Source organism: Streptomyces sp. NPDC002513, from assembly GCF_053595355.1.
The window spans coordinates 56,256-79,998 of the sequence record NZ_JBSFXK010000020.1; the positions used below are offsets into that span (position 1 = coordinate 56,256).

The window sequence follows — 23,743 nt, forward strand, 5'->3', positions numbered from 1 at the left end:
TCGTAGCCTACGATCCCGTAGGTTCCGGTGCCGCTCGCCGGTTTGCTCAGCGTCCCCCTGGAGTTTCCCGTGACGATCACCTCCCCCCACCTCGGCAGCCCGTCCGTCTGGACCGACGCCCGGCTGCTGTACGCCCTGGAGGAAGTGGTCGAGAAGGAGCTGAACCGCCATCTGCAGGTCGCCAAGGACTGGATGCCGCACGAGTACGTTCCGTGGAGCGACGGCCGCAACTTCCCCGGCTTCTTCGAGGACGGCACGGCCTGGGAGAAGGAGCAGTCCCAGGTCACCGAGATCGGCCGGATCGCGCTGGTCGTCAATCTGCTGACGGAGGACAACCTTCCCAGCTACCACCACGAGATCGCCTCCCTCTTCGGCCGTGACGGGGCCTGGGGCACCTGGGTGCACCGCTGGACCGCGGAGGAGGGCCGGCACGGCATCGTGATGCGCGACTATCTGCTCACCTCGCGCGCGGTCGACCCCGACCAGCTCGAACGGTTCCGCATGGCGCACATGAGCGAGGGCTTCGAGTCGGACAACCGGCACTCGATGCTGCACTCCGTCGCGTACGTCGCCTTCCAGGAGCTGGCCACCCGGATCTCGCACCGCAACACCGGCCACCAGTCCGGCGACCCGGTCTGCGACCGGATGCTCGCCCGTATCGCGACCGACGAGAACCTCCACATGGTCTTCTACCGGAACCTGCTGAAGGCCGCGTTCGAGATCGCGCCCGACCCCACCATGCAGGCGGTCCGGGACGTCGTGGTGAACTTCCGTATGCCGGGCCACGGTATCCCCGGTTTCGAGCGCGCCGCCGCGCAGATGGCGATCGGCGAGGTCTACAATCTGCGCATCCACCACGACGACGTGCTCCAGCCGGTGCTGCGCTTTCTGAAGGTCCTGCAGATCGACGGGCTCGGCCCCGAGGGCCGCCGGGCCCAGGAGGAACTCGGCCTGTTCCTGAGCGGACTCGACGCCGAGGCCCTGAAGTTCGACGAGCGGCTCCAGGCGCGCAAGGCCCGCATGGCGGCGCGCGCGGGGGCGTAGCGCGGGCGCCGAAGGCAGCTCCGGACGACGCCGTGACGATTCCGCGGCAAACGCCAGGCCGCGCCACCCTTTTGCCAAGGGGAACCGTCCCTCAGCATGCATATGCCGGTTGGTGTTCCCCCGCGGGCATTTCCGGCCCAGTCCCCGTACTACGCCTGGTCGGGCCGGACGGCCCCTGGAGCTGCTCATGACGAACGCGATGTGGACACCCGGCGTGGAGTGGCTCACCGCCGCCGCGCCGGACCCTCGGACGGTCGAGCGGGCGCGGCTCCCGGGTGACGGGACGGTGCTGATGGAGGCCGGGCGCCACTGGGACCTGGTGAGCGTCCCCCGCCAACTCGGCCTGCTCACCCTGGACATCCTGTGGTACGACCCCGTCCGCGTCCCCGGACCGACGCTGGTGGACTGCGTGGCGCACCGGGTGGGCTTCCTCGTGCCACCGGACCCGGCCGGCCACTGGTCCGGGGACGGGGTCCGTCACGCGAGCACGGGGGCGTGGGTCGCGGTGCCCCCGCCGCACCGGCCGGCCCGCTCTCTGGAGTGGATCGTTCCCCCCGATGCGTGCGGAGCGCTGCATCCGCCGCTCGTGCTGCGGCTGGCGCTGCGCGAGGCCTATGAGACGCTCGCGGTACTGGCGCCGGTCAGCGAGGACTGACGACCGTGGTCCGCGCGGATGTGCGGAGCCGGTCCGCGTACCGCGCGATCGGCGCACGCGGTGCCGCCGCGAGGTCTTCCGCGCGGCCTCGTGGAGGTCTCCTACGCGGCCTCGTAGTGGTGTGCTTCCGCTCCGCGCCACTTCACCCATGCGGGATCGTCGAGCAGGTCCTCGGCGTCGGGCAGGCCCGCCCGGCCCAGAAACTCGATCACGTCCTCATCGGAGAACGCCAGCCCCAGACTCTCCCCGCGCGCGGTCACCCGTCGACCGCCGGTGCCCGACGGTGGATGAACGATGACAGGAGCCCGTCCGGACATGTCTCCAGCATCGTCCCGCGCGCCCGGACGCGCATCCGGACGGACCCCGGACCACGACCCGCGCTCGTATCCCCCGACGCCCCGGCCGTCACACGCCACGGCGCCCGCGGCCGCTCAGCGGGCCGGTCCGGCGTATCCCCCGACGGGACCGGCCGGACCTCGACCGTTCTCCGGTCCCCGCCGCAGATGCAGCCGCTCCTTCTCGGAGAGCCCGCCCCAGACGCCGAACCGTTCGTCGTGGGCGAGCGCGTACTCGAGACAGGCGGAGCGGATCGCGCACAGTTCGCAGATACGCTTCGCCTCCCGTACCGAACTGCCCGGCTCCGGGAAGAAGAAATCGGCCCCCGTCTGCGCGCACAGAGCCTGCTCCTGCCAGGCGATGTCGGGCGCAGTGTTCGCTTCGATGTGCATGGCCGAGAGCGTGCCGCGCCGCGAAAAACGTCCGATCAACGCGGGATCAACGCCTCATCCCGGGGTCTGGCCCACGGCTTTTCATGGTGGCCGCGCCGAGGGGGCGACGCACGGCGGCGCGCGGATCGCGCGCCACGAAGGCCCGCCACACAAACCCACTCCACCGGTCACCGAACGTCACAGGAGCCGAAATCACGACTCCGGCGGCAATTGTCGGTGGCCGGTGGAAGACTCGGCAGTGCAGGCAACGGGAATCCTTGAAGAACCCTCGAAGGAGGGCAGTCATGCTCACCACCCGCTTCGTCGACGGCGCCCCGAACTGGCTGGATGTCGGCACCCCGGACACCGACGGCGCGGTCTCCTTCTACGGCGGCCTCTTCGGCTGGCAGTTCGAGTCGGCGGGCCCCGAGGCCGGGGAGTACGGCTTCTTCCAGCTCTCCGGCAAGACGGCGGCCGGCGGCATGGAGATCACCGAGGAGCAGGGGCCGCCCTCCTGGACCATCTACTTCCAGAGCTCCGACGCGGAGGCCACGGTGAAGGCGGCCGAGCAGGCCGGAGGCAGCGTGCGGGTCCAGCCCATGGACGTCATGGGCGAGGGCCACATGGCGATCCTCGCCGACCCCGCGGGCGTGCCCTTCGGCATCTGGCAGCCGGGCCGGACCAAGGGCATCGAGGTGGCGGGTTCCGCGGGGGCGCTGTGCTGGGTCGAGTTGTACACCCCGGACATCGCCCGCGCCGCCGCGTTCTACCACCGGGTGCTCGGCTGGGAGACCGAGGGTGTGCCCTTCCCCGGCGGCACCTACACCTGCATCAACCCCGAGGGCGCGGGTCAGGACGCCATGTTCGGCGGCCTGGTACCGCTGGCTGACGATCCCCTCGAAGCGCAGTCCGACGCGCACTGGCTGCCGTACTTCGCCGTCACGGACACGGATGTGACGGTGAGCCAGGTCCAGGAGCGCGGCGGCACGGTCCGGATGCCGGCGACGGACCTCGAAGGGGTGGGCCGTGTCGCCAGGCTCGCCGATCCGTACGGAGCACGTTTCGCGGTGCTCAAGAGCGCCCCGCGGCAGCAGGGCTGACCCCCGAGGGGCGGTGGTCGGGCCAACGATGCCTATCGGGGAACCGGCTAGTGCCGATGCGCCTCATAGGCCGGAATCGTTCCGTTCGGGTTCTTCACCAGGAACAGCCCGGCCATGCCCTTGTCCGCATGGTGCTGCACATGGCAGTGGTACATCCACGCCCCCGGCCCGACCCCCTCCCCCGCGATCACCTGGAAGCCGAACGAGTCTCCGGGGCCCACGATCCTGTTGTCGATGATCGGGCTCGGATCATTCGGCCCGCTCAGCAGGCCCGTGCGGTTGTGCGCCCAACGATGGCCGTGCATATGGAAGGTGTGGTAGTCGTCGCCGTGCGTGATCATCACGAATTCGACGCGGTCCCCGAGCGTCGCCGTGAAGTCCGGGCCGGAGTGCGACCTGCGGTTGTTGATCATCGTCTCGTTGAACACGATCGTGTGCGTCCTGACGGGGAGGATGTCGCCCGCGCGGCGCACGATCACCGGCCCGTACAGGCCCCTGCGGATACCGCCGGTGCCGTGGTCCGTGCCGACGATGTGGTCGTGGTAGTGCCAGTAGCCCGCGCTGCCCTCCCGCCAGGTGCCGTCCGCGCGGCGGCCGGGGGCGTGGGTGTGCCAGACGTAGGTGCGGGTGCCGCCCGGCCGTACCGCGCTCCGGCTCCAGCGGGTTCCGTCCTGGGAGATCTGGTAGTCCAGGCCGTGCACATGCAGGCTCGCCGTGACGTCCATCGTGTTCACGAACTGGATGTACAGCGTGTCGCCCTCGGTCAGGTCGATCATCGGACCGGGGATGGTCGCCTTCCCCTGCTGCAGGCCGTAGCCCATCTGCCCGTTGCGGAGTCTCTCGGCGTACAGCTTGATGTGCTTGACCTTGCCCCCGGGAGGCGCCGTGCGCAGTGACGTGCCGGCGGCCTCCGGGGCCACGGACAGCGACGTCGCGACGGCCGCACCACCCAGCATCATCCGGCGGTTGAAGGTGCGTCTGTCCATGCCGGACTCCCCATACTGTACCGAGTTCACAGAGAAGAGCCGCTGGGACGAACCGGTAGCGGTAGCGGCATGGCGTGATCTTATCCTCATTGAGGACAAACACCCCGTATTTACTCCATATCGGAATTTCCCCTATGCCGGCGGGGTGCCGTCCCGACGGGCCCGGCTCGGCTGGACCCGCTTCGGCTCGCCCGGCATCTTCGGATACTCCGGCGGATAGGGCAGGTCACCGAGGCCGTGGTCGCGTTCGTCCCGGCGGGCCAGGTCGAGCAGCGCCTCCAGGGAGAAGGCGTGGTCGTCCATGTCCGCGTGGACGTCGCCGAGCCGGGCGAACCGCCCCGGCATGGTCGCCAGGTCGAAGTCACCGGGCACCGCGTCACCGACCTCCGCCCAGCGCAGCGGCGCGGACACCGGGGCGTGCGGCCGGGGACGTACGGAATAGGCGGAGGCGATGGTGCGGTCGCGTGCCGTCTGGTTGTAGTCGACGAAGATCTTCTCGCCGCGCTCCTCCTTCCACCAGGCGATGGTCACGTGCCGCGGCATCCGGCGCTCCAGCTCGCGCCCGACAGCGATGGCGGCGCGGCGCACCTCGGTGAAGGTCCAGCGCGGCTCGATGGGCACGAAGACGTGCAGTCCCCGGCCGCCGGAGGTCTTGGGCCAGCCGCGCAGCCCGCCGAACTCGTCCAGGACGGCACGCAGTTCACGGGCGGCGCGCACCGCGTCGGCGTAGTCGGTGCCGGGCTGCGGGTCGAGGTCGATGCGGAGTTCGTCGGGGTGGTCGACATCGTCGCGGCGCACCGGCCACGGATGGAAGGTGAGGGTGCCGTACTGCGCGGCCCACACCGCGGCGGCGGCTTCGGTGGGGCACATCTCGTCGGCGCTGCGGCCGCTGGGAAAGGTGATGTGGGCGGTGGGGATCCAGTCGGGCATGTTCTTGGGCGCCCGCTTCTGGAAGAAGAACTCGCCGGTCACGCCGTCCGGGTAGCGCTCCAGGGTGGTGGGCCGGTCGCGCAGGGCGCGCAGGATGCCGGGGCCGACGGCCATGTAGTACTGCGCGATGTCCAGCTTGGTGAAGCCGCGCTCCGGAAAGAAGACCTTGCCCGGGCTGGACAGCCGTACCGTCCGGCCGCCCACCTCCAGCTCCACCGCATCGCCCATGCGAGCCACGGTAGGCGCACGGGACACACCACGCATACCGGGCACTCCGCTCGGCGCGGCGGGCTCGGGGCCGTCGGGAACACGCGCGCCACTCCGGCCCGGCCTGACGGGTGCGTACCCGACAGGCGGGCGCCCGGATCCACTCATAGAGTCAAAGCCATGGATCTGCCGGTGATGCCACCCGTCAAGCCCATGCTCGCCAGACTCGTGGCGAAGATCCCGCCCGGCATGCAGTACGAGGCGAAGTGGGACGGGTTCCGGGCGATCGTCTTCCGCGACGGCCCCGAGGTGGAGCTGGGCAGCCGCACGGGAAAGCCACTGACGAGGTACTTCCCGGAGCTGGTGGAGGCACTGCGGGAGCGATTGCCGGAGCGGTGCGTGCTGGACGGGGAGATCGTGATCGCCCGGGAGGGGCACCTCGACTTCGACGCGCTGACGGAGCGGATCCATCCGGCGGACTCCCGGGTGCGCACCCTGGCGGCGCGGACCCCGGCCTCGTTCGTGGCGTTCGACCTGCTGGCGCTGGAGCACCGGTCGCTGCTCGCCGTCCCGTTGAGCGACCGGCGCCACCTGCTGGAGGAGGCGCTGTCGTCGGTGACGCCACCGGTCCATCTCGCGCCCGCGACCACGGACCGCGCGGTGGCGGAGGACTGGTTCCGGCAGTACGAGGGCGCGGGCCTGGACGGTGTGATCGCCAAGCCGCTCTCCCTGTCCTACCGTCCCGACGAGCGGGCGATGTACAAGATCAAGCACGAACGCACGGCGGACGTGGTGGTCGCGGGCTACCGCTTCCACAAGAGCGGCCCGGTCGTGGGCTCCCTGCTGCTCGGGCTCTACGACGACCGGGGCACCCTCCAGCACGTGGGGGTGTCCGCCGCGTTCTCCATGAAACGGCGCGCGGAACTCGCGCAGGAGCTGGAACCACTGCGGATGGAGGATGTTCGGGGCCATCCGTGGGCGGCCTGGTCGCAGGAGGCGGCGCACGAGACGGCCCGGCTGCCCGGTGCGCCCAGCCGCTGGTCGGGGAAGAAGGACCTGTCCTGGGTGCCGCTGCGGCCCGAGCGGGTGGCGGAGGTGGCGTACGACCACATGGAGAACGGGGTGCGCTTCCGGCACACCGCGCACTTCCGCCGCTGGCGCCCGGACCGCACCCCCGAGAGCTGCACCTACGCCCAGCTCGAGGAGCCTGTGCGGTACGACCTCGCGGAGATCCTCGGCACACCCGGCTGACTCCTGGCCCTCCGGGCTCCGGCCGGCCGCGTCCCTTGGGGTCAGCCCCCGGTCGCCGCGACGGGAGCGGCCGGGTTGCGCAGCCCTTCCGCCGCCGCGGACACGCGCTGGATGAGGTCGAAGAAGAGGGCCTGCTCGTCGGCGGAGAGCGGGGCGAGGAAGACCTGGTTCATCCGGGCCGTGCGCACCGTGAGCTTCCGGTGGGTCCGCAGTCCCTCGTCCGTGAGGTGCAGCAGGAAGCGGCGGCCGTCGTGCGGGTCGCGGACCTTGTCGAGCAGTCCCCGACGGGTGAGCCGGCTGATCACCTCGGCGATGGTGGAGCGGTCCAGGCCCACCCGCTCCCCCACGGTGCGCTGGTCGAGTCCGGGCTCGGCGACGAGCGCGTTGAGCACCGCGAACTGCGGCGAGGTGATCTCCTCGGAGACCATCGTGTTCCAGAGCAGGTAGTGCGCCTGCTGCAGTCGGCGGGCCAGGTGCCCGGGGTGGGTGGAGAGGTCCACCGCGGCCATGAGCGCTCCCGTGGTCATTTTCGTAGGTGTACTGAACGATATCCCTAGTCGGCCGGTCCGTCAGCCAAGCGATGAACCCGAAGAAGCCGCCATCGCCTCGGGTATTGACGCTTTCACACCGGCAGTGACAGCGTGAGGTCATCTCGCGAATTACTCAGTGCCCTGACTAATTCGTTGTCGGGGCGCTTGCCAGAGATGAGGCTTCACGGATGGACAAGGTGGTCGCCACGGCCCTGGAGGCGGTGGCCGATGTGCCCGACGGCGCGTCGCTCGCGGTGGGCGGCTTCGGGCTCAGTGGTGTACCGGACGTGCTGATCCGGGCACTGCACGAGCGCGGGGTCCTCGGCCTCGGCGTGGTGTCGAACAACTGCGGGGCCATGGAGTCGGGTCTCGCGGTGCTGCTGGTGGCCGGGCGGATCGCACGGGTGACCAGCTCCTGCATCGGGGGGAACAAGGAGTTCGCCCGCCAGTATCCGGCCGGCGAACTGGAGGTGGAGCTGATCCCGCAGGGCACGTCGGCCGAACGCCTGCGGGCCAGCGGCGCCCGGTGTGAGCGCCGCGGAGGTCGCGGCCAGGACCGGCGCCGCACGGACCGTCGCGCAGGGCGTCGCGTGAAGGACGCCCCCACCGCCGACGCGGTCCGTCCCCCGCTCGGCCGCCTCGCCCCCGCCCCCGCTCTCGTCCTCACCCTCGCCCCCGCCCCCGCTCTCGTCCTCACCCTCGTCCTCGTCCTCGTCCTCGTCCTCGTCCTCGTCCTCGAACGCTAGGAACCCGCATGGCTCTCACCCAGCACGACATCGACCGGGAGATCGCGGCCGAGCACGCCGCCTACGAGAAGCGGATCGCCGACGGCGCGCCCGTCGAGCACCACCCGCGCCGCGACTACGCCCCCTACCGCTCCTCCGCGCTGCGCCACCCCCGGCAGCCGCCGGTCACCATCGACGTCACCCAGGACCCGGAGCTGGTGGAGCTGTCCTCCCCCGCCTTCGGGGAACGGGACATCACCGAGGTCGACAACGACCTCACCCGGCACCACCGGGGCGAGCCGATCGGCGAGCGGATCACCGTGTCGGGCCGCCTGCTCGACCGCGCCGGCCGCCCGGTGCGCGGCCAGCTCATCGAGATCTGGCAGGCGAACGCGGCCGGCCGCTACGCCCACCAGCGCGAGCAGCACGACGCCCCGCTGGACCCGAACTTCACGGGCGTCGGCCGCACACTCACCGACGGCGACGGCCGCTACCACTTCACCACCGTCCGGCCGGGCCCCTACCCCTGGCGCAACCACGTGGGCGCCTGGCGCCCGGCGCACATCCACTTCTCGGTCTTCGGTGCGGCGTTCACGCAGCGGCTCGTGACCCAGATGTACTTCCCGAACGACCCGCTCTTCCCCTACGACCCGATCCTGCAGTCCGTGACGGACGACGCCGCCCGGCAGCGGCTGGTCGCGACGTACGACCACGGTCTGTCGGTGCCGGAGTTCTCACTCGGCTACCACTGGGACATCGTGCTCGACGGCCCGGGCGCCACCTGGCGCGAGGAAGGACACTGACCCGCCATGACGAAGATCGACACCAGCAGGCCCGAGAGCGTGCTGCCCACCCCGTCACACACCGTGGGCCCCTTCTACGGGTATGCGCTGCCGTTCCCGGGAGGCGGGGACATCGCGCCGCTCGGCCACCCGGACACGATCACCCTCCAGGGATATGTGTACGACGGCGAGGGCGCCCCGTTGCCGGACGCGTTCGTGGAACTGTGGGGGCCCGGCCCGGACGGCAGGATGCCCACCACCGACGGTTCGATCCGGCGCGACCCGGCGACCGGCGGCTATCTCGGCCGCAACGGAGTGGAGTTCACCGGCTGGGGCCGGATCCAGACGGACGCGAACGGCCACTGGTACGCCCGGACACTGCGGCCCGGAGCCCGCGGCCGCAACGCCCCGTACCTCAGCGTCTGTGTCTTCGCCCGGGGCCTGCTCGCCCATCTGTTCACCCGAATCTACCTGCCCGGCGACGAGGCGGCGCTCGCCGCCGACCCGCTGCTCTCCGGGCTGGCCGAGTCGCGCCGGGACACGCTGGTCGGCGTGGCCGAGGACGACGGCACCTACCGTTTCGACATCCGGCTCCAGGGCGAAGGCGAGACGGTCTTCCTGGAGTTCCCGTGACATCGCACCCCCGCGACACCGGGCTGCTCGCCCCCGGGTGGGCCGCCTCGCCGGCCGCGTCCGCGACGAGCGACACCGCGTATCTGCGGGCGCTGCTGGACGCGGAGGCGGCGCTGACCCGGGCCCAGGCCGCGCTCGGCCTCGCTCCCGAGGCGGCGGCGACGGCGGTGACCTCGGCCGCCGGGTCCGGGGACTTCGACGCCGAGGACATCGCCGTACGGGCCCGCGCGGGTGGCAATCCGGTGATCCCGCTGGTCGTGGACCTGACGCGGGCGGTCGGCGACGCGTACGGCCCGTATGTGCACCGGGGCGCGACCAGCCAGGACGTCCTGGACACTGCCTCGATGCTGGTCGCCGTCCGCACACTGGCCCTGGTCCTGGCCGACCTGGACCGCACGCAGCAGGCGCTGGCACGGCTCGCGTCGCACCACCGGGACACGGTCATGCCGGGGCGCACGCTCACCCAGCACGCCGTGCCGACGACCTTCGGGCTGAAGTCGGCGGGCTGGCGGTCGCTGGTGCTGGACGCCCGGGACCGGGTGCGGACGGTGCGGGACGGTCTGCCCGCCCAACTGGGCGGCGCGGCGGGCACGCTGGCCGCGTTCACCGCGTACGGCGCTGTGGACCCGCGGGACCTGGTGACCGCGTACGCCCGTGAACTCGGGCTCATCGCGCCGGAGTTGCCCTGGCACACCCTGCGCACCCCGATCGCCGACCTGGCGGGCTGCCTGGCCTTCACCGCCGGGGCCCTGGGCAAGATCGCCGCGGATGTCCTGACCCTGTCGCGCACCGAGATCGCCGAGGTCACCGAGGGCGCGGGCGGTGGCTCGTCCGCGATGCCGCACAAGGCGAACCCGGTACGGGCGACGCTGATCGCAGCGGCCGCGCGGCGGGCGCCGCAGCTCGCGGCCACGCTGTACGGATCACTGGCCGCCGAGGACGAACGGCCCGCCGGGGCCTGGCACGCCGAATGGGAGCCGTTGCGCGACCTGTTGCGGCTGGTCGGCGGCGCCGCACGCGACGCCGTGGAACTGGCCGAGGGGCTGCGGGTGCACACAGAGGCCATGCGCGAACACCTCGCGGCCACCCATGGGTTGATCGTCTCCGAGCGGCTGGCGGCGGAGCTGGCGCCCGTGCTGGGCCGCGACCGCGTGAAAAGACTCCTCACCGAGGCCGCCCGGCGTACTCTCTCCGAAGGCCGCTCTCTCGCCGAAATCCTCGGCGAGGAAGACGAGTTGAAGGACTTCGACCTCGAAGCCGTCAGCGACCCGGCCCGTTACACCGGCTCCGCCGGGACCCTCACCGACCGTGCTCTGGAGCGTTCGTGACCCACAAGCTGCTGTACCACCGCGCCGAAGGCCCCGCCACCGCTCCCCCGCTGCTCCTCGGCCCCTCGCTGGGCACCTCCCTCGCCCTGTGGGACGAGATCGCGCCCGAACTGTCCGCCACCCACCGGGTCATCCGCTGGGATCTGCCCGGTCACGGCGGTTCGGCGCCGGACCTCATCGGACCGGGCGCGACGGTCGCCGACCTGGCCCGGCTGGTGCTGGCGCTCGCGGACTCACTGGGCGCCGAGCGCTTCGCCTATGCCGGGGTCTCGCTCGGCGGCGCGGTGGGGCTGCACCTCGCCGTGCACCACCCCGAGCGGGTCTCGTCGCTGGCCGTCATCTGCTCGTCCGCGCACTTCAACGGCGCACAGCCGTGGCTGGAACGGGCCGCGCTGGTGCGCCGGGAGGGGCTGGCGCCGGTCGCGGCGACCGCGGAAGAGCGCTGGTTCACGGCTGGGTTCACCGTGCCGCGGCTTGTCCAGGACCACCGGGAGGCGGATCCGGCCGCGTACGCCGCCTGCTGCGACGCTCTCGCCGCGTTCGACATCCGCGACCGGCTGCCGTCGATCACCGTGCCGACGCTGCTGATCGCGGGCCGCGAGGACCGGGCGACCCCGCCGGCGCATCTGCGGGAGATCGCGGACGCGGTGCCCGGCTCCGCGCTGGTCGAGATCCCCGGTGCCTCCCATCTGGCGCCCGCGCAGTGCCCCGAGGCCGTCCTGACGGCGCTGCGGGCGCACTTCTCGGGAACGGCGGGGCGGGGCATGGCGGTGCGCCGCGCAGTCCTCGGCGATGCGTACGTGGACCGGGCGCAGGCGCGGCAGACCCCGTTCACGGCCCGCTTCCAGGACTTCATCTCCCGCTACGCATGGGGCGAGATCTGGACCGATCCGACCCTGTCCCGCCGCGAGCGCAGTCTGGTCACGGTGACGGCACTGGTCGCGCACGGCCACCACGACGAGCTGGCCCTGCACATCCGGGCGGCGCGGCGCAACGGCCTCACCCCGCAGGAGATCGGCGCCCTGCTGGTGCAGACGGCGGTCTACTGCGGGGTGCCTGCGGCGAACGCGGCGTTCGCGGTGGCCCAGCGGGTGCTCGCGGAGGAGGACGCCACCGGAGGGTGACCCCGCCGACCCCGGCTCCGGGGCCGGTCACGGGTCATCTGCGCGCACCGCGGGGGGAGCGTCACGCAAGTCCCAGAGCGTCACGCAAGTCCCAGGCCGCCCTCCAGCGCCTCCTGTGCCCGGTCCGCCAGCCCGTCCGCCCCGCACGACCGCGCCAGCGTCAGCCCCCTGTTCAGCTCGGCCGCCGAGCGGGTGGCCACGCCGTACTCGACGCGGGCCACCGCGTGCTCGTAGGCACAGGGCGACGCCTCCAGACAGGTCACCGCCCGGGCGTGCAGCGCGGCGGCACGCCGGCCCGTCTCCAGGTCGGCGGCCACGCGAAGCGCCTCGCCGATCGCGGTGTCCGTGCCGAACAGCTCGGCCTGCCGGCGGGCGGTCACGGCCAGTTCGGCGGCACGGCGCGGATCGTCGAAGGCCAGCGCGCGGGCGAGGTCGCCGGCCCAGGGAGCCGACACGGTGTTGTGACCGCGCCCGGCGACCGCTTTCTCGGCGGCCTCCAGTTCGGCCACGCCCTCCTCGGTCCGGCCGACGGCGAGCAGCAGCCGGCCGCGGACGCACCGGGTGTCCGGCAGCACGATGGTGGAGGGGTACGGCGGCGCGAAACCGTACCGGTCGGCGATCGACCAGGCCTCCTCGACATGCCCGCGGGCGAGGAGGGTGTCGACGAGTCCGCAGGTCGCGGACCAGTACAGGGGCAGTCCGCGGCCGACGCGCTCCGCGAGACGCAGGGATTCGCGCAGGGAGGCCTCCGCCTCTCTGAGGCGGCCCCGTCTGCGGTGGGCCAGTCCGACGTAGGCGTGGGCCAGGGCGAGATGGCCGCCGCTCCACCGGGCTCTCTCGTAGGCGTGCAGGGCCTCCGTGAACAGGCTCTCGGCCCGGTCGAGACGGTCGGTGTAGGCATAGGTGCTGCCCAGCATCAGCAGCAGTTCGACACCCCACTCGGTGTCGGTCCAGCCGAGTCCGGGGGCGAGTCGGCCGTTGACGAGGGCGCGGTCGCACAGCTCCACGACCTCCTCCGCGTTCTCGCCGTGGGTCATCGCGTCGAAGCCGCGCAGGATGAGCAGGGCGCGCTCGGAGTTGTCCTTCCCGGGGCAGGTGCGGGCGAGTTCGGCCAGCTCCCGCGAGCGGTCCGGGGAGCCCTCCTCGGCCGCGTGGATGCCCTCCCACATGTAGTGCACGGCATGGAGGCGCATCCGGGAGGGCCCGGGTGCGAGGCGGGCGGCCTCCGCGTCGACGGTGCGGACCGCCTCGTCCAGCTGGTCGTTGTGCAACAGGGCCTGGGAGAGGCGGCAGACGGCGTCGACCCGCACCTCGCCCTCCAGTCCGGGCAGGGCCAGGGCCGCCTGGAGGTAGTCGATGGTGGTGGCGGGCGAGGTCAGCAGGGTGGCGCAGCCCAGTTCGTAGAGCACATGCGGGTGGACCTCGGGCAGCGGCGGCTCCAGCAGGGCCCGCTCCAGACAGCGGCGGGCCGCTTCGGGGGCGCCGACGGCTAGGTGTTCGCGTGCCGCCTCGCGCATCTGCTCGACAAGTTCCTCGTCGTCGTCCGGATGGACCTCCAGGAGGTGGCGCGAGGCGGCCGCGGCACCGAGTCCGGAGTCGGTGACGACCTGGGCGGCGATGCCGTGCATCGCGGTGCGCAGCCCGTCGGGGATGGAGCGGTAGACGGCGCTGGCGATCAGCGGGTGGACGAACTCCAGCTCGCCGGAGACCGCCTGACGGTCCGCCGGATCGGGCGCGGCCAGGATGCGGGCGGCGCCGAGGAGTTCGGCGCACCGCACCGCCTCCGCACAGCGCAGGGTGGCGAGCCGGGCCACCAGCTCCACGGTGATGCCGGTGCCGAGGATGGCCGCGGCCCAGGCGAACCGGGTGGCATCGATGCCGAGGCCCTCCAGGCGGGCGACGAGGCCGTGTCCGCGGGCAGAGCGGTTCAGGGCGCGCAGTTCGGCGGCCGACGCCTCGACCGGTTCGAGCTGGCTGTCCTGCACCTTGGCGAGGAGTTCGACGGTCTCGTACGGATTGCCGCCGGTCACGGCCCACACCTCGCGGCAGAACGGGGCGTCGGCGTGCGCGCCGAGGGTGGCACGGGTGAGTCCGGCGGTCGCGTCGGAGGTGAGTTCGCTCAGCGTGCTCACCGGGCGGCGGGAGGCCACGGCGACGGTGTCGAGGTGACGGGCGCTGTCCCCGGTGACCTCGCCGGTGCGCAGGGCCACCACGACCAGGACGCGCAGTTCGTCCAGACGCTCGCTGAAGGCGGCGAGCCAGTGGAGGGTCTCCTGGTCGGCCCACTGCGCGTCGTCGATGAGCAGGACCAGGGGCCACTCCCGTTTGGCGAGCCGGGAGACGGCGACGACCAGACCGTCGCACACACTGCGCGGGTCGGCGTGTCGTTCGCCCGGTTCCGCTATCCCGAGGGCGGGGCCCGCGACGTCGTACCAGTCGCCCAGGTACTCCCGCGCCTCCTGCGGCATCAGGGAGAACAGCGCGGGCTGGAGCAGTTGCCGTACGACGTTGAAGGGGACGGACGTGACGGTCTCGCCCCCGCGCGCCGACCACACCGTGCAGCCGCGCCGCTCGGCGATGCGGCGTGTCTCGGCCAGAAGCGCGGTCTTGCCGAGGCCGGCCTCCCCGCCGATCACCAGCAGGCTCCCCGCAGCGGAGGGCGAGGCGTCGTCGCGTAAGGCGTCCACCGCCTCGGTGACGACGGCGAGTTCCGCGTCGCGTTCCCAGAGGGAAGCCGAAGCGGCCGGTCCGGGCCGTGTCTGCGTCATCCCGGTACCTCCCCAAGTCGCCCATACGACGTACAGATATCGAGCCTAGCCGTCCCCCGGCTCCGGGGGAGGTGGGTCGGGGCACCTGGTGCCGTGATAGGTGACTCGCGATGTGCGGGGACGACGCGACGGGCCACGAACCAGTCAGGGAAAGGTTTCGCCGGTCAATTTCTCGCAAAAACCGCCCCTTGGCGGTCACTGACGGCCCGCCGGAGAACGACGGCGGACCGGGCCGGTACCGTCCCCGGGGTGCGGCCGGCCGTCTGTCCGCCACTTTCCGGCCGGACACCGCCCGCTGGTCACCACGCGGTCCGTCACCCCCGGCCGGATTCCGCCCTGTCGGTCACGGGCCGGCCGGGGGCTCTCATCCCGCTTTCACGCATGCCTCCTACGGTGGTCCCATGACGCAGGTGACTCCTCCCGGGTGGTACCCCGACCCGGGACAGACAAGTGACGCGCCCGCCACCGAGCGCTGGTGGGACGGCAAGGCGTGGACGGACCGGACCCGCCCTGCGGATCAGGCCGCCGCATGGGGTCCGCCGGCCCAGCCGCCGGGCGTCGGCGCTTATCCGGGCGGGCCGTTCGCCGCCGTGCCGTATCCGGCCGTTCCGCCCGCCCCGGCGCGGCGCCGGCTGCGGACCGGGATAGCCGTCACGGCGGCGGTCGCCGTGCTCGCGGGCATAGGCGGCGGTGTCTACGCGCTCACCGCGCACGGCGGCGGCGGGAACTCGGCGCGCTCCCAGGGGCCGGGGGGCCAGGGCGGTTTCGGCGGTCCGGGGGGCCAGGGAGGCCAAGGCGGGCAAGGCGGCCAGGGCGGCCCCTTCGGCGGACCGGGCGGCTCCGGTGGGTCAGGCGGACCGGGCAGCCCCGGTGGGTCAGGCGGACCGGGCGGCTCCGGGGGGACCGAGGACGGGTACGCCACCGACCCGTTCAACGGCATCAGCATCCCCGTACCGGACGGCTGGAGCGGCAACCTCATCGAGGGCGGGGCGGCGATCCAGTCGAAGGACGCGTACAAGTGCCCTGGTGACACATCGAAGACGTGCAACACCGGCGGGGCGTACTCGGCGTCCGCGAAGGCGCAGGGACTGACGGCCACCACGGCTCAGGCCGCGGCCGAGCAGGACATCGCCAAGAACGCCGAGGAGTCCTACGGCGGCGCGAGCTACGGCGGTATCACCTCGCACCAGGTGCTGGCCTCGAAGGCGGTGACGGTGGCCGGGCAGAAGGGCTACCTGGTCCGCTGGAAGGCGGTCACCGGCAAGGGCGCGGACGGCTATGTCGAGTCGCTCGTGTTCCCCTCGCCCGCCGGCTCCGGGCAGCTCGTCGTCGTCCGCTTCGGTATCGACGTCGGCGCGAACGCGCCCAAGCCGTCCGTCCTCGACCAGGTCGCCGCGGGCATCAAGGCCGCGTCCGCGGGCGGCGCCGGACAGAACGCCTGAACCACCGCCCGCCCCGGCCGGACATGATGCGGCCGGGTGGGGCTCCCCTCCGCTCAAGAGGAACCCCACCCGGCCGGGGCGCGCGCCGCCCCCGTCCCCACGGTGCGGCGCGCTGGGGCCGACGTCCGGTCATCCCGCGGACGGCGGCCCGGTCTCTAGATCAGGCCCAGCAACGGAAGCACCGTCGCCTCGACGAAACGCGCGAGGTACTCCTCGTCCGCGTACTGCCCCTCCAGCATGGGCCGGGCGCGGAGCACGCCCAGCAGTTGGGCGGGGATGTATTCGAGGGCCGGGTGGTCGGCGGGCACCTCGCCACGCTCCACCCCACGCCGGAGGATCTCCTGCAGCGCCTTGATCTCGGGTTCGACGAGCGCTTCGCGCAGCGCCTGGGCGAGTTCCTGGTCCTGCATGATGGCCGGCCCGAGGGCCTGGAGCAGCTTGGTGTCACGCCTGGACCACGCGGCCGCGGCCCGCGCGGCGGCGCGCAGGTCCCCGGCGAGGGAACCGGTGTCGACGCCCGCGATCCGTACGCAGCGGTGGGACCTGAGGGCGGCGGCCACGAACTGGGGCTTGGTCTTCCACTGCCGGTACAGCGTCGACTTGCTGCACCGCGTGCTGGCGGCGATGCCCTCCATGGTGACCGCCTCGTAGCCGCATTCGCGAATCTGTTCGAGCACGGCGTCGAAGAACTCCTGTTCACGCTGGGGCGTGAGTTTGGAGCGGCGCGAAGCGGCAACCGTCTCCGGTGCGTCCGCTGCCTGCGACGTCATGGCCGGCTCCTCCTCCGTCGTGATCTCGGCCCGCGGGCCGCTTCACACCAGTGTAGCGATACGCCAGTGTACCGATACGGGAGCGTATCGGTACACTGGCGTGTCGATGAGCCTTGGACAGGGTCCACTCGTGTGTCGAGTGGACCCTGTCCTGGGCTCACCACGCACCACCACACGCAAGACCATCAGCAAAGGGGCCGGGGGATGGATTCCCGAACCGAGCCTGAGAACGACGGGGCGGCCGCGATACGCCGGCCGCCCCTTGTCCGTGAGCTTCTGCTGGTAGCCGGGCTCTTCCTCGTCTACAAGCTCGGCCGGCAACTGGCGAACGGCCACACCGTCGAGGCCTACCGCAACGCGCACCGCGTATGGCACTGGGAGCGCTCCCTCCATCTGCCGGGCGAGGGCGCCGTGCAGTCCGCACTGCTGCACGGCGACACCCTCGTCCGCGCCGCGAACCTCTACTACGTGGCCGTCCACTTCACGGCCACCGCCGCCTTCCTGGTCTGGCTGTACCTACGGCGCCCCGGCCACTACCTGTGGGCCCGGCGGGTCCTCGCCCTGGTCACCGGCGCCGCGCTGGCGCTGCACCTGACGTTTCCGCTCGCCCCGCCGCGCATGCTGGACGTGGCTCATCTGATGGACACCGGGCAGGTCTACGGCCCCACGGTGTACGAGGCCCAGCCGGAGACCGACTCGATGGCGAACCAGTTCGCCGCCATGCCCTCGCTGCACTTCGGCTGGGCCCTGATGGTCGCGATCGGCCTGATCGCGGCCACCCGGTCCCGGCTGCGGTGGCTGTGGCTGCTGCATCCGCTGCTGACCCTGGTCGTGATCGTCGGCACGGCGAACCACTACTGGCTGGACGCGATCGCGGCGAGCGCCCTGCTCGGACTCGCACTGGCGGTGGTCCGCGCGCCGTCGGCGGCGGCGGACGGGTCGCCCACGGCACCCCTCACCGTGCCCGCGCCACGGCCCACCGAGCCCGCACCGGCCGCCCGGCGCTCGGCGTCCTCGCCCGACGCCGCGACCGCCGGGTTCCCGGCGGTCGGGGGCCCCGGCCTGGTGGGAGCGAGCCGATGAACGCCATGCTCCTCGCCGTCGTCCTGTCGCTGTTCTCCGCCGTCGCCTACGCGGCCGCCGCCGTGGCCCAGGAACGACTGGCCGCCCGGTCCTCAGGCACCGGCACGCTGCGCCTGTTCGCCTGCGGCGCCTGGTGGTGGTCGGTGATCCTCAACGCCTCCGCCGCCCTGCTGCATGTCGCCGCCCTCAACTTCGGCCCGCTGACACTGGTCCAGCCGCTCGGCGCGCTCACCCTGGTCGCCGCGGTGCCGCTCGGCGCACGGGCGGCGGGACGCCGGGTCAGCGCGGTGGAGTGGCGGGGCACCGCGCTCACCCTGGTCGGTCTGGCCGCGCTGCTGGTGACGGCGTCCGGGCCCGAACCCGACAACGTACTCAGCCTGCCGGAGGCACTGGCCGTGGCGGGCGCGACCGCCACCCTGATCGGCACGCTGGCCCGCCCCCACGCGCGGCTGCGCTCGACCGGGGGGACTCCTACGGGATCCCGCCCGGGACTGCGGCACGCGACCGCCTCCGGTGTCGCCTCGGGTGTCGCCTCGGCGCTGACGCAGACCGTGACGGTGGCGGCGACGGACCGGTCACAACCGGTGCTCAGTGCGCAGGTCGTCGTGGTGGCGCTGCTGGTGGCGGCGTTCGCTACGGGTGGTCTGCTGCTGTCCCAGACGGCCTATCAGGACGGCCTCGGCGCACCGCTCGCGATGGTGACCCTGGCCAATCCGGTCGCGGCCGGGGTGATCGGCCTGTCGTTCCTGGGCGAGCATCTCCAGGGCGGCGCGCCGGGCCTGCTGCTCACGGCGGCGGGCGCGGCCGTGGCGTCCTGGGGCGTGGTGACGCTGTCGCGGTCGGTCCCCGCCCCGACGGCGGACGAGGGCGACCCGTCGACGCCCGGCGGGGGCGCCGAATGGCCGGTGTCCGGGGCGGACGCCGGCCACCCCGTGGCCGCGGTGCTCGCGCTGAAGCCCGAGCCGGTGTCCGCCGAGCGGTCGTTGCCGCCCCAGCAGACGGCACCCCCGGCGCCGGGGCACCTCACCCCGCTGTGAACGGCGGAGGCCGGCACGTGTGCATACGTGCCGGCCTCCGCCGTTGCCGCCCCCGGGCTCGGTGCGCCGGCCGCCCGCGGGTCGAGGGCTGCGTGCGCCCGTGCCCCTGGGCTCAGCCCAATCCGCGGGAGTCCTGCTTGAGCGCGGTGTCCACGGTCAGTGCCGTCGCCACGACCAGGCTGAGCAGCGGCTCGGGCAGCTGGTAGTGGATCTGCAGGACGTAGTTGTCCGCGGTGGTGAACATCGTCTTCGCCAGGCCCTCCCAGGTCTTGGTGATCCGGGCGACCTCGTTTCCGGCGTGGTCGACGATCGAGAAGTTCCAGGCGCGCCAGTTCTCGGCCTTGATCGCGCCGACCTGCCGGCCGTCCGCGTTCATCGCGAAGTTGATCTTCCCGAACATGTTCTGCTGGACGATCTCGCCCACGGGCTGTCCGTCCGGACGCTGGATCAGCACCCGCGACTTGAAGATCTTCCGGGGCCGGACCAGCATGAGCTGCGGCTGCCCGTGGGCGTCGCGGATCTCCAGCTTGTGCGTCATGAACTGGTCGAGGCTGGAGACGAAGCGCAGGATCTTCTTCAGCGCGCTCTGCCCGACCTCGGTGACCGAGCCCAGCTGGTTGCCGTTCTGATCGAAGACGCTGTACTCGTTCGTCAGCTCGATCAGCTTGGCCTTCTGGTTCACGACCAGCACCGGCTCGCTGAACAGGGTGCCGCCGGCGGCACCGCTCGGCGCCACCCCGGCCTGCTGCTGCACCTGACGCGGGACGCGCGGGTCGGAGGCGGCGGCCGGCTGACCGTATGCCTGGTGCGGCTGCTGCTGCGCCGAGGGCGCCTGGTACGTCGACTGGGCGGCGGTTCCGCCCTGCTGGTCCGTATGGGTGTGCTGGGTCCACTGGGCGCCGTCCCAGTACCGCAGGGTGCCCGGCGCACCGTGCGGATCCGGGTACCACCCTGCAGGTGTGTTCGATTGCGTGCTCACCGGGGCACACTACCCCGAGCCCGGCGGTTTTCGGCCAGCCCCCGATACGGGCACCGCATCCCGGCTCCACCGTCCCCGCCCGGGACCACCGCCCCTGCCCCCGGGGTGAGGTGTGCGCCCGCCGCCCGCCTCACCCGGGGCGGGCAGACGGCGGGACGCGGAGCTCCTCAGGGGGTCAGGTCTCTGTGAGGCGTCACGAGAGGTAGGCCTCCACCTCGCTGAACTGGGCGGCCGGCCAGCCGGTGTTGGCGGTCACGTTCAGCCTCAGATAGCGCAGGTTCGTGCCGCTCGGCAGCGTGACGGTCACCGTGTTGCCGGTCGCCGGGTCGAAGCGGTAGTCCGCCGAGCCGACCACGGTCGTGTACCCGGATCCGTCCGTGCTGCCGAGCACGGAGAGGGTCTGGGTGCGTGCCTGCCAGGCCGTGGGCGGCGGCAGTTTCAGCACCAGTCGGCGCACCGCCTGCGACGATCCGAGGTCGACGGTGAGGGACTGCGGGAAGGCGTTGTTGGTCGACTCCCAGTAGGTGTTCGCGTCCCCGTCGACCGCCTTGCCCGGGGTGTAGACGTCCTGGGAGCCGCTCGCGGTGGCCGAACTGCCCTTGGCGAGGTTGCGGCCCGGGTCCGGGGGCGGGTTGCCCTGGCCCGGCTGCGGCCAGGTCGAGCAGTCCGACCAGGTGCTGTTCCAGCCGGAGTTGCCGCCGCCGTCGGTGAGCGTGAAGGCGCCGGAGCCGGCCGGGTAGGGGCAGTTGTAGACGCCCGCCGAGCCCACGACGGTGGCGGTGACGTTGCGGAAGGTGGCGGCGCCCTGGGCTTCGCCCTGGACGACGACCGTGCCGGTGTTCCGCACGGTGGCGCCGTCCACCGTGATGTTCCGGACCGGATAGCCCTGCCCGCCGCCGGAGACGAACTCGAAGGCGCTGTAGGGGCTGTCGGTGATCGTGGTGTTGGTGATGTTCACGGCGGCATTGATGGCGCTGTCGTAGGAGTCGACGCGCAGCGCGCCCATGGGGTGGTTCCAGTTGGGGTTCATCGCGCCGGTGCGCACCAGTGTGTTGCCGTCGACGGTGATGGTGCCGGCCAGCGGGGAGAACGGGTCCAGGAACTTCTGGTTGGATATCGCGATCCCGCTGCCGAGGGCGTTGGTGTCGGAGATCAGGTTGTTGCGCACCGCGAGGTCCGTACCGCCGTAGATCGCGATGCCGTTGGCGAGGTTGGGCTGCGAGATGGTGTTGTTCTCGAAGCTGCTGTTGGTGTCCGGCGAGTACAGGGACCACATGGCGAGCGCGTCGTCGCCCTGGTTGCGCAGGAAGTTGTTGCGGACGCGGACGCCCTTGGCGGTGCCGTTGAGGTTGATGCCGTCGGCGGTGGTGTCGAGGATGCGGTTGTTCTCGACGACCAGGTTGTCGTTGTTGCCGGTCAGCCACAGGCCGACCTTCACGTGCTGGATCCACATGCCGGAGACGGAGGAGTTCGGGCCCAGTGAGCCGTTGACGAAGTTGTCGGGACTGGAGTCCACGCGCTCGGTGACCTCGCCGATGACGGCGAAGTCCTGGATGTGGACGTTGCCCGAGGAACTGGACTGGTCGATGAAGCGGGAGGTGTGCACCACGGAGTACCAGCTGCCGGCGCCCTGGAGGGTCACGTTCTGCACGCCGCCCAGCGAGGACGTCAGCCGGTAGTCCCCCGGCGGGATCCAGACCACTCCCCCCTGGGCGGAGGCGATGGCGTCGCGGAAGGCCTGGGTGGAGTCGCCCTGGCCGCTGGGGTCGGCGCCCTTGGAGGTGACGGAGACCGATCCGGCGGGCTGGGTCGCGGCAGGGGCGACCTGCTCGAAGTCGGCGACGTCGACGGTGACCTGGGGGCCGGTCGACTCGAAGGCGATCCTGTCGCCCGGCTGCACGTTCTGGCCGAGCAGCAGGCGGGCGTTGTCGAAGAAGTGATGGGTCCTGGAGCCGGGGATCCAGCCGGTGTCGATGTAGGAGTACTTGGAGGTGACGGGCAGGATCTTCGCCAGCCTGGTCCCGTTGACGTACACGTTGAGCGTGCCGGACTGGCCGTCGGGCACGCTGTAGGCGAGGTTCACGGCGTTGGCGGCGCGGGGCACGGTGAACTCGACGCGCTGACCGGAGGTGAGCCGGACGGCCTGGCGGCCGGAGGCCTCGGAGGCGAGGGTGCCCTGGGTGTAGTCGGGGCCGATCTTCGTTCCGGTGGTGGTGGCGGACTCGGCCTCGACCGAGGTGAAGGGCAGGGTGGCGCCCGAGGCCGCGTGGGCGGCGGGTGCGCCGAGGGTGACGAGCATGCCGGCCGCGAGGGCGACGGCCGCCGCGATTGCTGGCATGCGCCTGACAGAGCTGACCGTGCGGGTGCCGTGCATGTGCTGATCCCTTCGGGTGGGGGTGGGATAGCGCGGTGCGGGACGGCGGTCAGGCGCGCGGCCAGACCGCCGCGTCCTGGGAAGGCGGCCCCGTTCGTACTGCCTGCGGGGGTGGGGCGGCAAAGAGCAGTTCGGCTGGGCACACTCAAGCACCGCCGAGATCCCTTCGCAAGATGTCGCGCAGGATATGTAATTATTCGACAGCGCGGTGGATCTCAGTCGCGAGGCGCTTGCGCCGTCGACTCACGGACCACCAGCTCCGGCTCGAAGAGCAGTTCGTCCGCCGGTACGGACCTCCCGCCGATCTGGCCGCTGAGCAACTCGACCACGGCCTTCCCCATCGACTCGATGGGCTGGCGGACGGTGGTGAGCGGCGGTTCCGTGCAGTTCATCAGCGCGGAGTCGTCATAGCCCACGACGGAGATCCGGGAGGGCACGTCGAGCCCCTTGCGGCGGGCCGCCCGCACGACGCCGAGGGCCAGCGGGTCGCTGGCACAGATGAACCCGGTGACCCCGCGGTCGATGAGCTTGGCAGCCGCCGCGTGACCGCCCTCGATCGAGAACATGGCCCGGGCGACGAACGCGTCCGGCAGTTCCCCGGCGATCGCCCGCGCCGCCGCCAGCTTGCGGGCCGAGGGAACGTGGCCGCCCGGACCGAGCACCAGACCGATCCGCTCGTGCCCCAGCGAGGCGAGGTGGCGCCACGCCTGCTCGACGGCCACGGCGTCGTCGCAGGAGACGCCGGGGAAGCCGAGGTGTTCTACGGCCGCGTTGACCAGCACCACGGGGATGTCGCGGTCCGCGAGCAACCGGTAGTGGTCGTGCGGGGCGTCGGTCTGCGCGTACAGCCCGCCGGCGAAGACCACCCCGGAGACCTGCTGGTGCAGCAGCAGCGTCACGTAGTCGGCCTCCGGGACTCCGCCCTTGGTCTGGGTGCACAGCACCGGGGTCAGTCCGAGCTGGGCGAGCGCACCGCCGATCACCTCGGCGAAGGCGGGGAAGATGGGGTTCTGCAACTCCGGCAGAACCAGTCCGACGAGCCGTGCCCGCTCGCCGCGCAACTGCGTGGGCCGCTCGTAGCCGAGGACGTCGAGCGCGGAGAGCACCGCCTGCCGGGTGGCTTCGGAGACCCCGGGCTTGCCGTTGAGTACCCGGCTGACCGTGGCCTCGCTGACTCCGACCTTCTTCGCCACCTCAGCAAGTCGTCGCATCATTGCGCAAGAGTAGCGCAAGAAATGCAAGCGGTTTGCGTGCCGGTCGTCCGGCGGAGAGCGGCTCCCGGCGCTCC

22 protein-coding genes are annotated in these 23,743 nt (G+C 72.0%); 12 read left to right on the forward strand and 10 right to left on the reverse strand.

The window, feature by feature from the left end; translation table 11 throughout:
* Positions 1 to 69 precede the first annotated feature (69 nt).
* Positions 70 to 1,044 carry an acyl-ACP desaturase gene (locus ACWD5Q_RS16100; protein WP_451427611.1) on the forward strand — a complete coding sequence of 325 codons (975 nt, stop codon included), beginning with the start codon at positions 70 to 72 and terminating at the stop codon, positions 1,042 to 1,044.
* Positions 1,045 to 1,231: 187 nt separating this feature from the next.
* Positions 1,232 to 1,699 (forward strand): hypothetical protein, encoded by a 468-nt coding sequence (locus ACWD5Q_RS16105; protein ID WP_451427612.1) that lies wholly within the window; start codon positions 1,232 to 1,234, stop codon positions 1,697 to 1,699.
* A gap of 101 nt (positions 1,700 to 1,800) precedes the next feature.
* Here the strand turns inward: ACWD5Q_RS16105 and ACWD5Q_RS16110 are convergent, their stop codons facing one another.
* Both ACWD5Q_RS16110 and ACWD5Q_RS16115 read right to left on the reverse strand, forming a co-directional pair.
* Positions 1,801 to 2,016, reverse strand: coding sequence for a hypothetical protein (locus tag ACWD5Q_RS16110; RefSeq protein WP_361664537.1), 216 nt, complete (start codon positions 2,014 to 2,016; stop codon positions 1,801 to 1,803).
* Between the two features lie 114 nt (positions 2,017 to 2,130).
* Positions 2,131 to 2,427, reverse strand: coding sequence for a WhiB family transcriptional regulator (locus ACWD5Q_RS16115; RefSeq protein ID WP_451427613.1), 297 nt, complete (start codon positions 2,425 to 2,427; stop codon positions 2,131 to 2,133).
* Between the two features lie 284 nt (positions 2,428 to 2,711).
* Between ACWD5Q_RS16115 and ACWD5Q_RS16120 the strand changes: the two genes are divergently transcribed.
* A complete protein-coding gene (locus tag ACWD5Q_RS16120) occupies positions 2,712 to 3,506 on the forward strand; it encodes a VOC family protein (RefSeq protein WP_451427614.1) in 795 nt (264 codons plus the stop codon).
* 47 nt (positions 3,507 to 3,553) lie between these two features.
* Here ACWD5Q_RS16120 and ACWD5Q_RS16125 read toward each other — a convergent pair whose 3' ends face one another.
* Together ACWD5Q_RS16125 and ligD are read right to left on the reverse strand one after the other, a co-directional pair.
* Positions 3,554 to 4,492: a multicopper oxidase domain-containing protein gene (locus ACWD5Q_RS16125; RefSeq protein ID WP_451427615.1), complete on the reverse strand. Its 939-nt coding sequence runs from the start codon at positions 4,490 to 4,492 to the stop codon at positions 3,554 to 3,556.
* A 132-nt stretch (positions 4,493 to 4,624) separates the two neighbouring features.
* Entirely contained in the window at positions 4,625 to 5,650 is a 1,026-nt protein-coding gene (gene ligD, locus ACWD5Q_RS16130) for a non-homologous end-joining DNA ligase (protein ID WP_451427616.1), read from the reverse strand.
* Between the two features lie 159 nt (positions 5,651 to 5,809).
* Between ligD and ACWD5Q_RS16135 the strand changes: the two genes are divergently transcribed.
* Entirely contained in the window at positions 5,810 to 6,880 is a 1,071-nt protein-coding gene (locus tag ACWD5Q_RS16135; protein WP_451427617.1) for an ATP-dependent DNA ligase, read from the forward strand.
* A gap of 41 nt (positions 6,881 to 6,921) precedes the next feature.
* Here the strand turns inward: ACWD5Q_RS16135 and ACWD5Q_RS16140 are convergent, their stop codons facing one another.
* Positions 6,922 to 7,389 carry a MarR family winged helix-turn-helix transcriptional regulator gene (locus ACWD5Q_RS16140; RefSeq protein ID WP_451427661.1) on the reverse strand — a complete coding sequence of 156 codons (468 nt, stop codon included), beginning with the start codon at positions 7,387 to 7,389 and terminating at the stop codon, positions 6,922 to 6,924.
* A 209-nt stretch (positions 7,390 to 7,598) separates the two neighbouring features.
* Between ACWD5Q_RS16140 and ACWD5Q_RS16145 the strand changes: the two genes are divergently transcribed.
* The 5 genes from ACWD5Q_RS16145 to pcaDC are packed head-to-tail and all read left to right on the forward strand — an operon-like array spanning position 7,599 to position 12,002.
* Positions 7,599 to 8,156, forward strand: coding sequence for a CoA transferase subunit A (locus tag ACWD5Q_RS16145; RefSeq protein ID WP_451427618.1), 558 nt, complete (start codon positions 7,599 to 7,601; stop codon positions 8,154 to 8,156).
* Positions 8,157 to 8,164: 8 nt separating this feature from the next.
* Positions 8,165 to 8,938: a protocatechuate 3,4-dioxygenase subunit beta gene (pcaH, locus tag ACWD5Q_RS16150; protein ID WP_451427619.1), complete on the forward strand. Its 774-nt coding sequence runs from the start codon at positions 8,165 to 8,167 to the stop codon at positions 8,936 to 8,938.
* A 6-nt stretch (positions 8,939 to 8,944) separates the two neighbouring features.
* A complete protein-coding gene (gene pcaG / locus ACWD5Q_RS16155; protein ID WP_451427620.1) occupies positions 8,945 to 9,550 on the forward strand; it encodes a protocatechuate 3,4-dioxygenase subunit alpha in 606 nt (201 codons plus the stop codon).
* Positions 9,547 to 10,878, forward strand: coding sequence for a 3-carboxy-cis,cis-muconate cycloisomerase (gene pcaB, locus ACWD5Q_RS16160; protein ID WP_451427621.1), 1,332 nt, complete (start codon positions 9,547 to 9,549; stop codon positions 10,876 to 10,878). Before pcaG ends, pcaB begins: the two co-directional genes overlap by 4 nt.
* Positions 10,875 to 12,002, forward strand: coding sequence for a bifunctional 3-oxoadipate enol-lactonase/4-carboxymuconolactone decarboxylase PcaDC (gene pcaDC, locus ACWD5Q_RS16165; RefSeq protein ID WP_451427622.1), 1,128 nt, complete (start codon positions 10,875 to 10,877; stop codon positions 12,000 to 12,002). Before pcaB ends, pcaDC begins: the two co-directional genes overlap by 4 nt.
* Before the next feature lie 80 nt (positions 12,003 to 12,082).
* Here the strand turns inward: pcaDC and ACWD5Q_RS16170 are convergent, their stop codons facing one another.
* Entirely contained in the window at positions 12,083 to 14,770 is a 2,688-nt protein-coding gene (locus ACWD5Q_RS16170; RefSeq protein ID WP_451427623.1) for an ATP-binding protein, read from the reverse strand.
* 401 nt (positions 14,771 to 15,171) lie between these two features.
* Between ACWD5Q_RS16170 and ACWD5Q_RS16175 the strand changes: the two genes are divergently transcribed.
* Positions 15,172 to 16,212, forward strand: a complete 1,041-nt coding sequence (locus tag ACWD5Q_RS16175; RefSeq protein ID WP_451427624.1) for a DUF2510 domain-containing protein — start codon at positions 15,172 to 15,174, stop codon at positions 16,210 to 16,212.
* Between the two features lie 155 nt (positions 16,213 to 16,367).
* Here the strand turns inward: ACWD5Q_RS16175 and ACWD5Q_RS16180 are convergent, their stop codons facing one another.
* Complete coding sequence (locus ACWD5Q_RS16180) at positions 16,368 to 16,982, reverse strand: TetR/AcrR family transcriptional regulator (protein ID WP_451427625.1); 615 nt, start codon at positions 16,980 to 16,982, stop codon at positions 16,368 to 16,370.
* 204 nt (positions 16,983 to 17,186) lie between these two features.
* On the opposite strand from ACWD5Q_RS16180, the gene ACWD5Q_RS16185 reads away from it, so the two are divergent.
* On the forward strand, positions 17,187 to 18,065 hold the full coding sequence (locus ACWD5Q_RS16185) for a phosphatase PAP2 family protein (RefSeq protein WP_451427626.1): 879 nt from the start codon (positions 17,187 to 17,189) through the stop codon (positions 18,063 to 18,065).
* Positions 18,062 to 19,102 (forward strand): hypothetical protein, encoded by a 1,041-nt coding sequence (locus tag ACWD5Q_RS16190; RefSeq protein ID WP_451427627.1) that lies wholly within the window; start codon positions 18,062 to 18,064, stop codon positions 19,100 to 19,102. The genes ACWD5Q_RS16185 and ACWD5Q_RS16190 overlap by 4 nt, the downstream gene beginning before the upstream one ends.
* A 112-nt stretch (positions 19,103 to 19,214) precedes the next feature.
* On the opposite strand, the gene ACWD5Q_RS16195 is transcribed toward ACWD5Q_RS16190, so the two are convergent.
* From ACWD5Q_RS16195 to ACWD5Q_RS16205, 3 genes are all read right to left on the reverse strand, one after another.
* A complete protein-coding gene (locus ACWD5Q_RS16195; protein WP_451427628.1) occupies positions 19,215 to 20,081 on the reverse strand; it encodes a phospholipid scramblase-related protein in 867 nt (288 codons plus the stop codon).
* 193 nt (positions 20,082 to 20,274) lie between these two features.
* Entirely contained in the window at positions 20,275 to 22,419 is a 2,145-nt protein-coding gene (locus ACWD5Q_RS16200; RefSeq protein ID WP_451427629.1) for a discoidin domain-containing protein, read from the reverse strand.
* Positions 22,420 to 22,670: 251 nt separating this feature from the next.
* On the reverse strand, positions 22,671 to 23,669 hold the full coding sequence (locus ACWD5Q_RS16205) for a LacI family DNA-binding transcriptional regulator (protein WP_451427630.1): 999 nt from the start codon (positions 23,667 to 23,669) through the stop codon (positions 22,671 to 22,673).
* Positions 23,670 to 23,743: the final 74 nt, after the last annotated feature.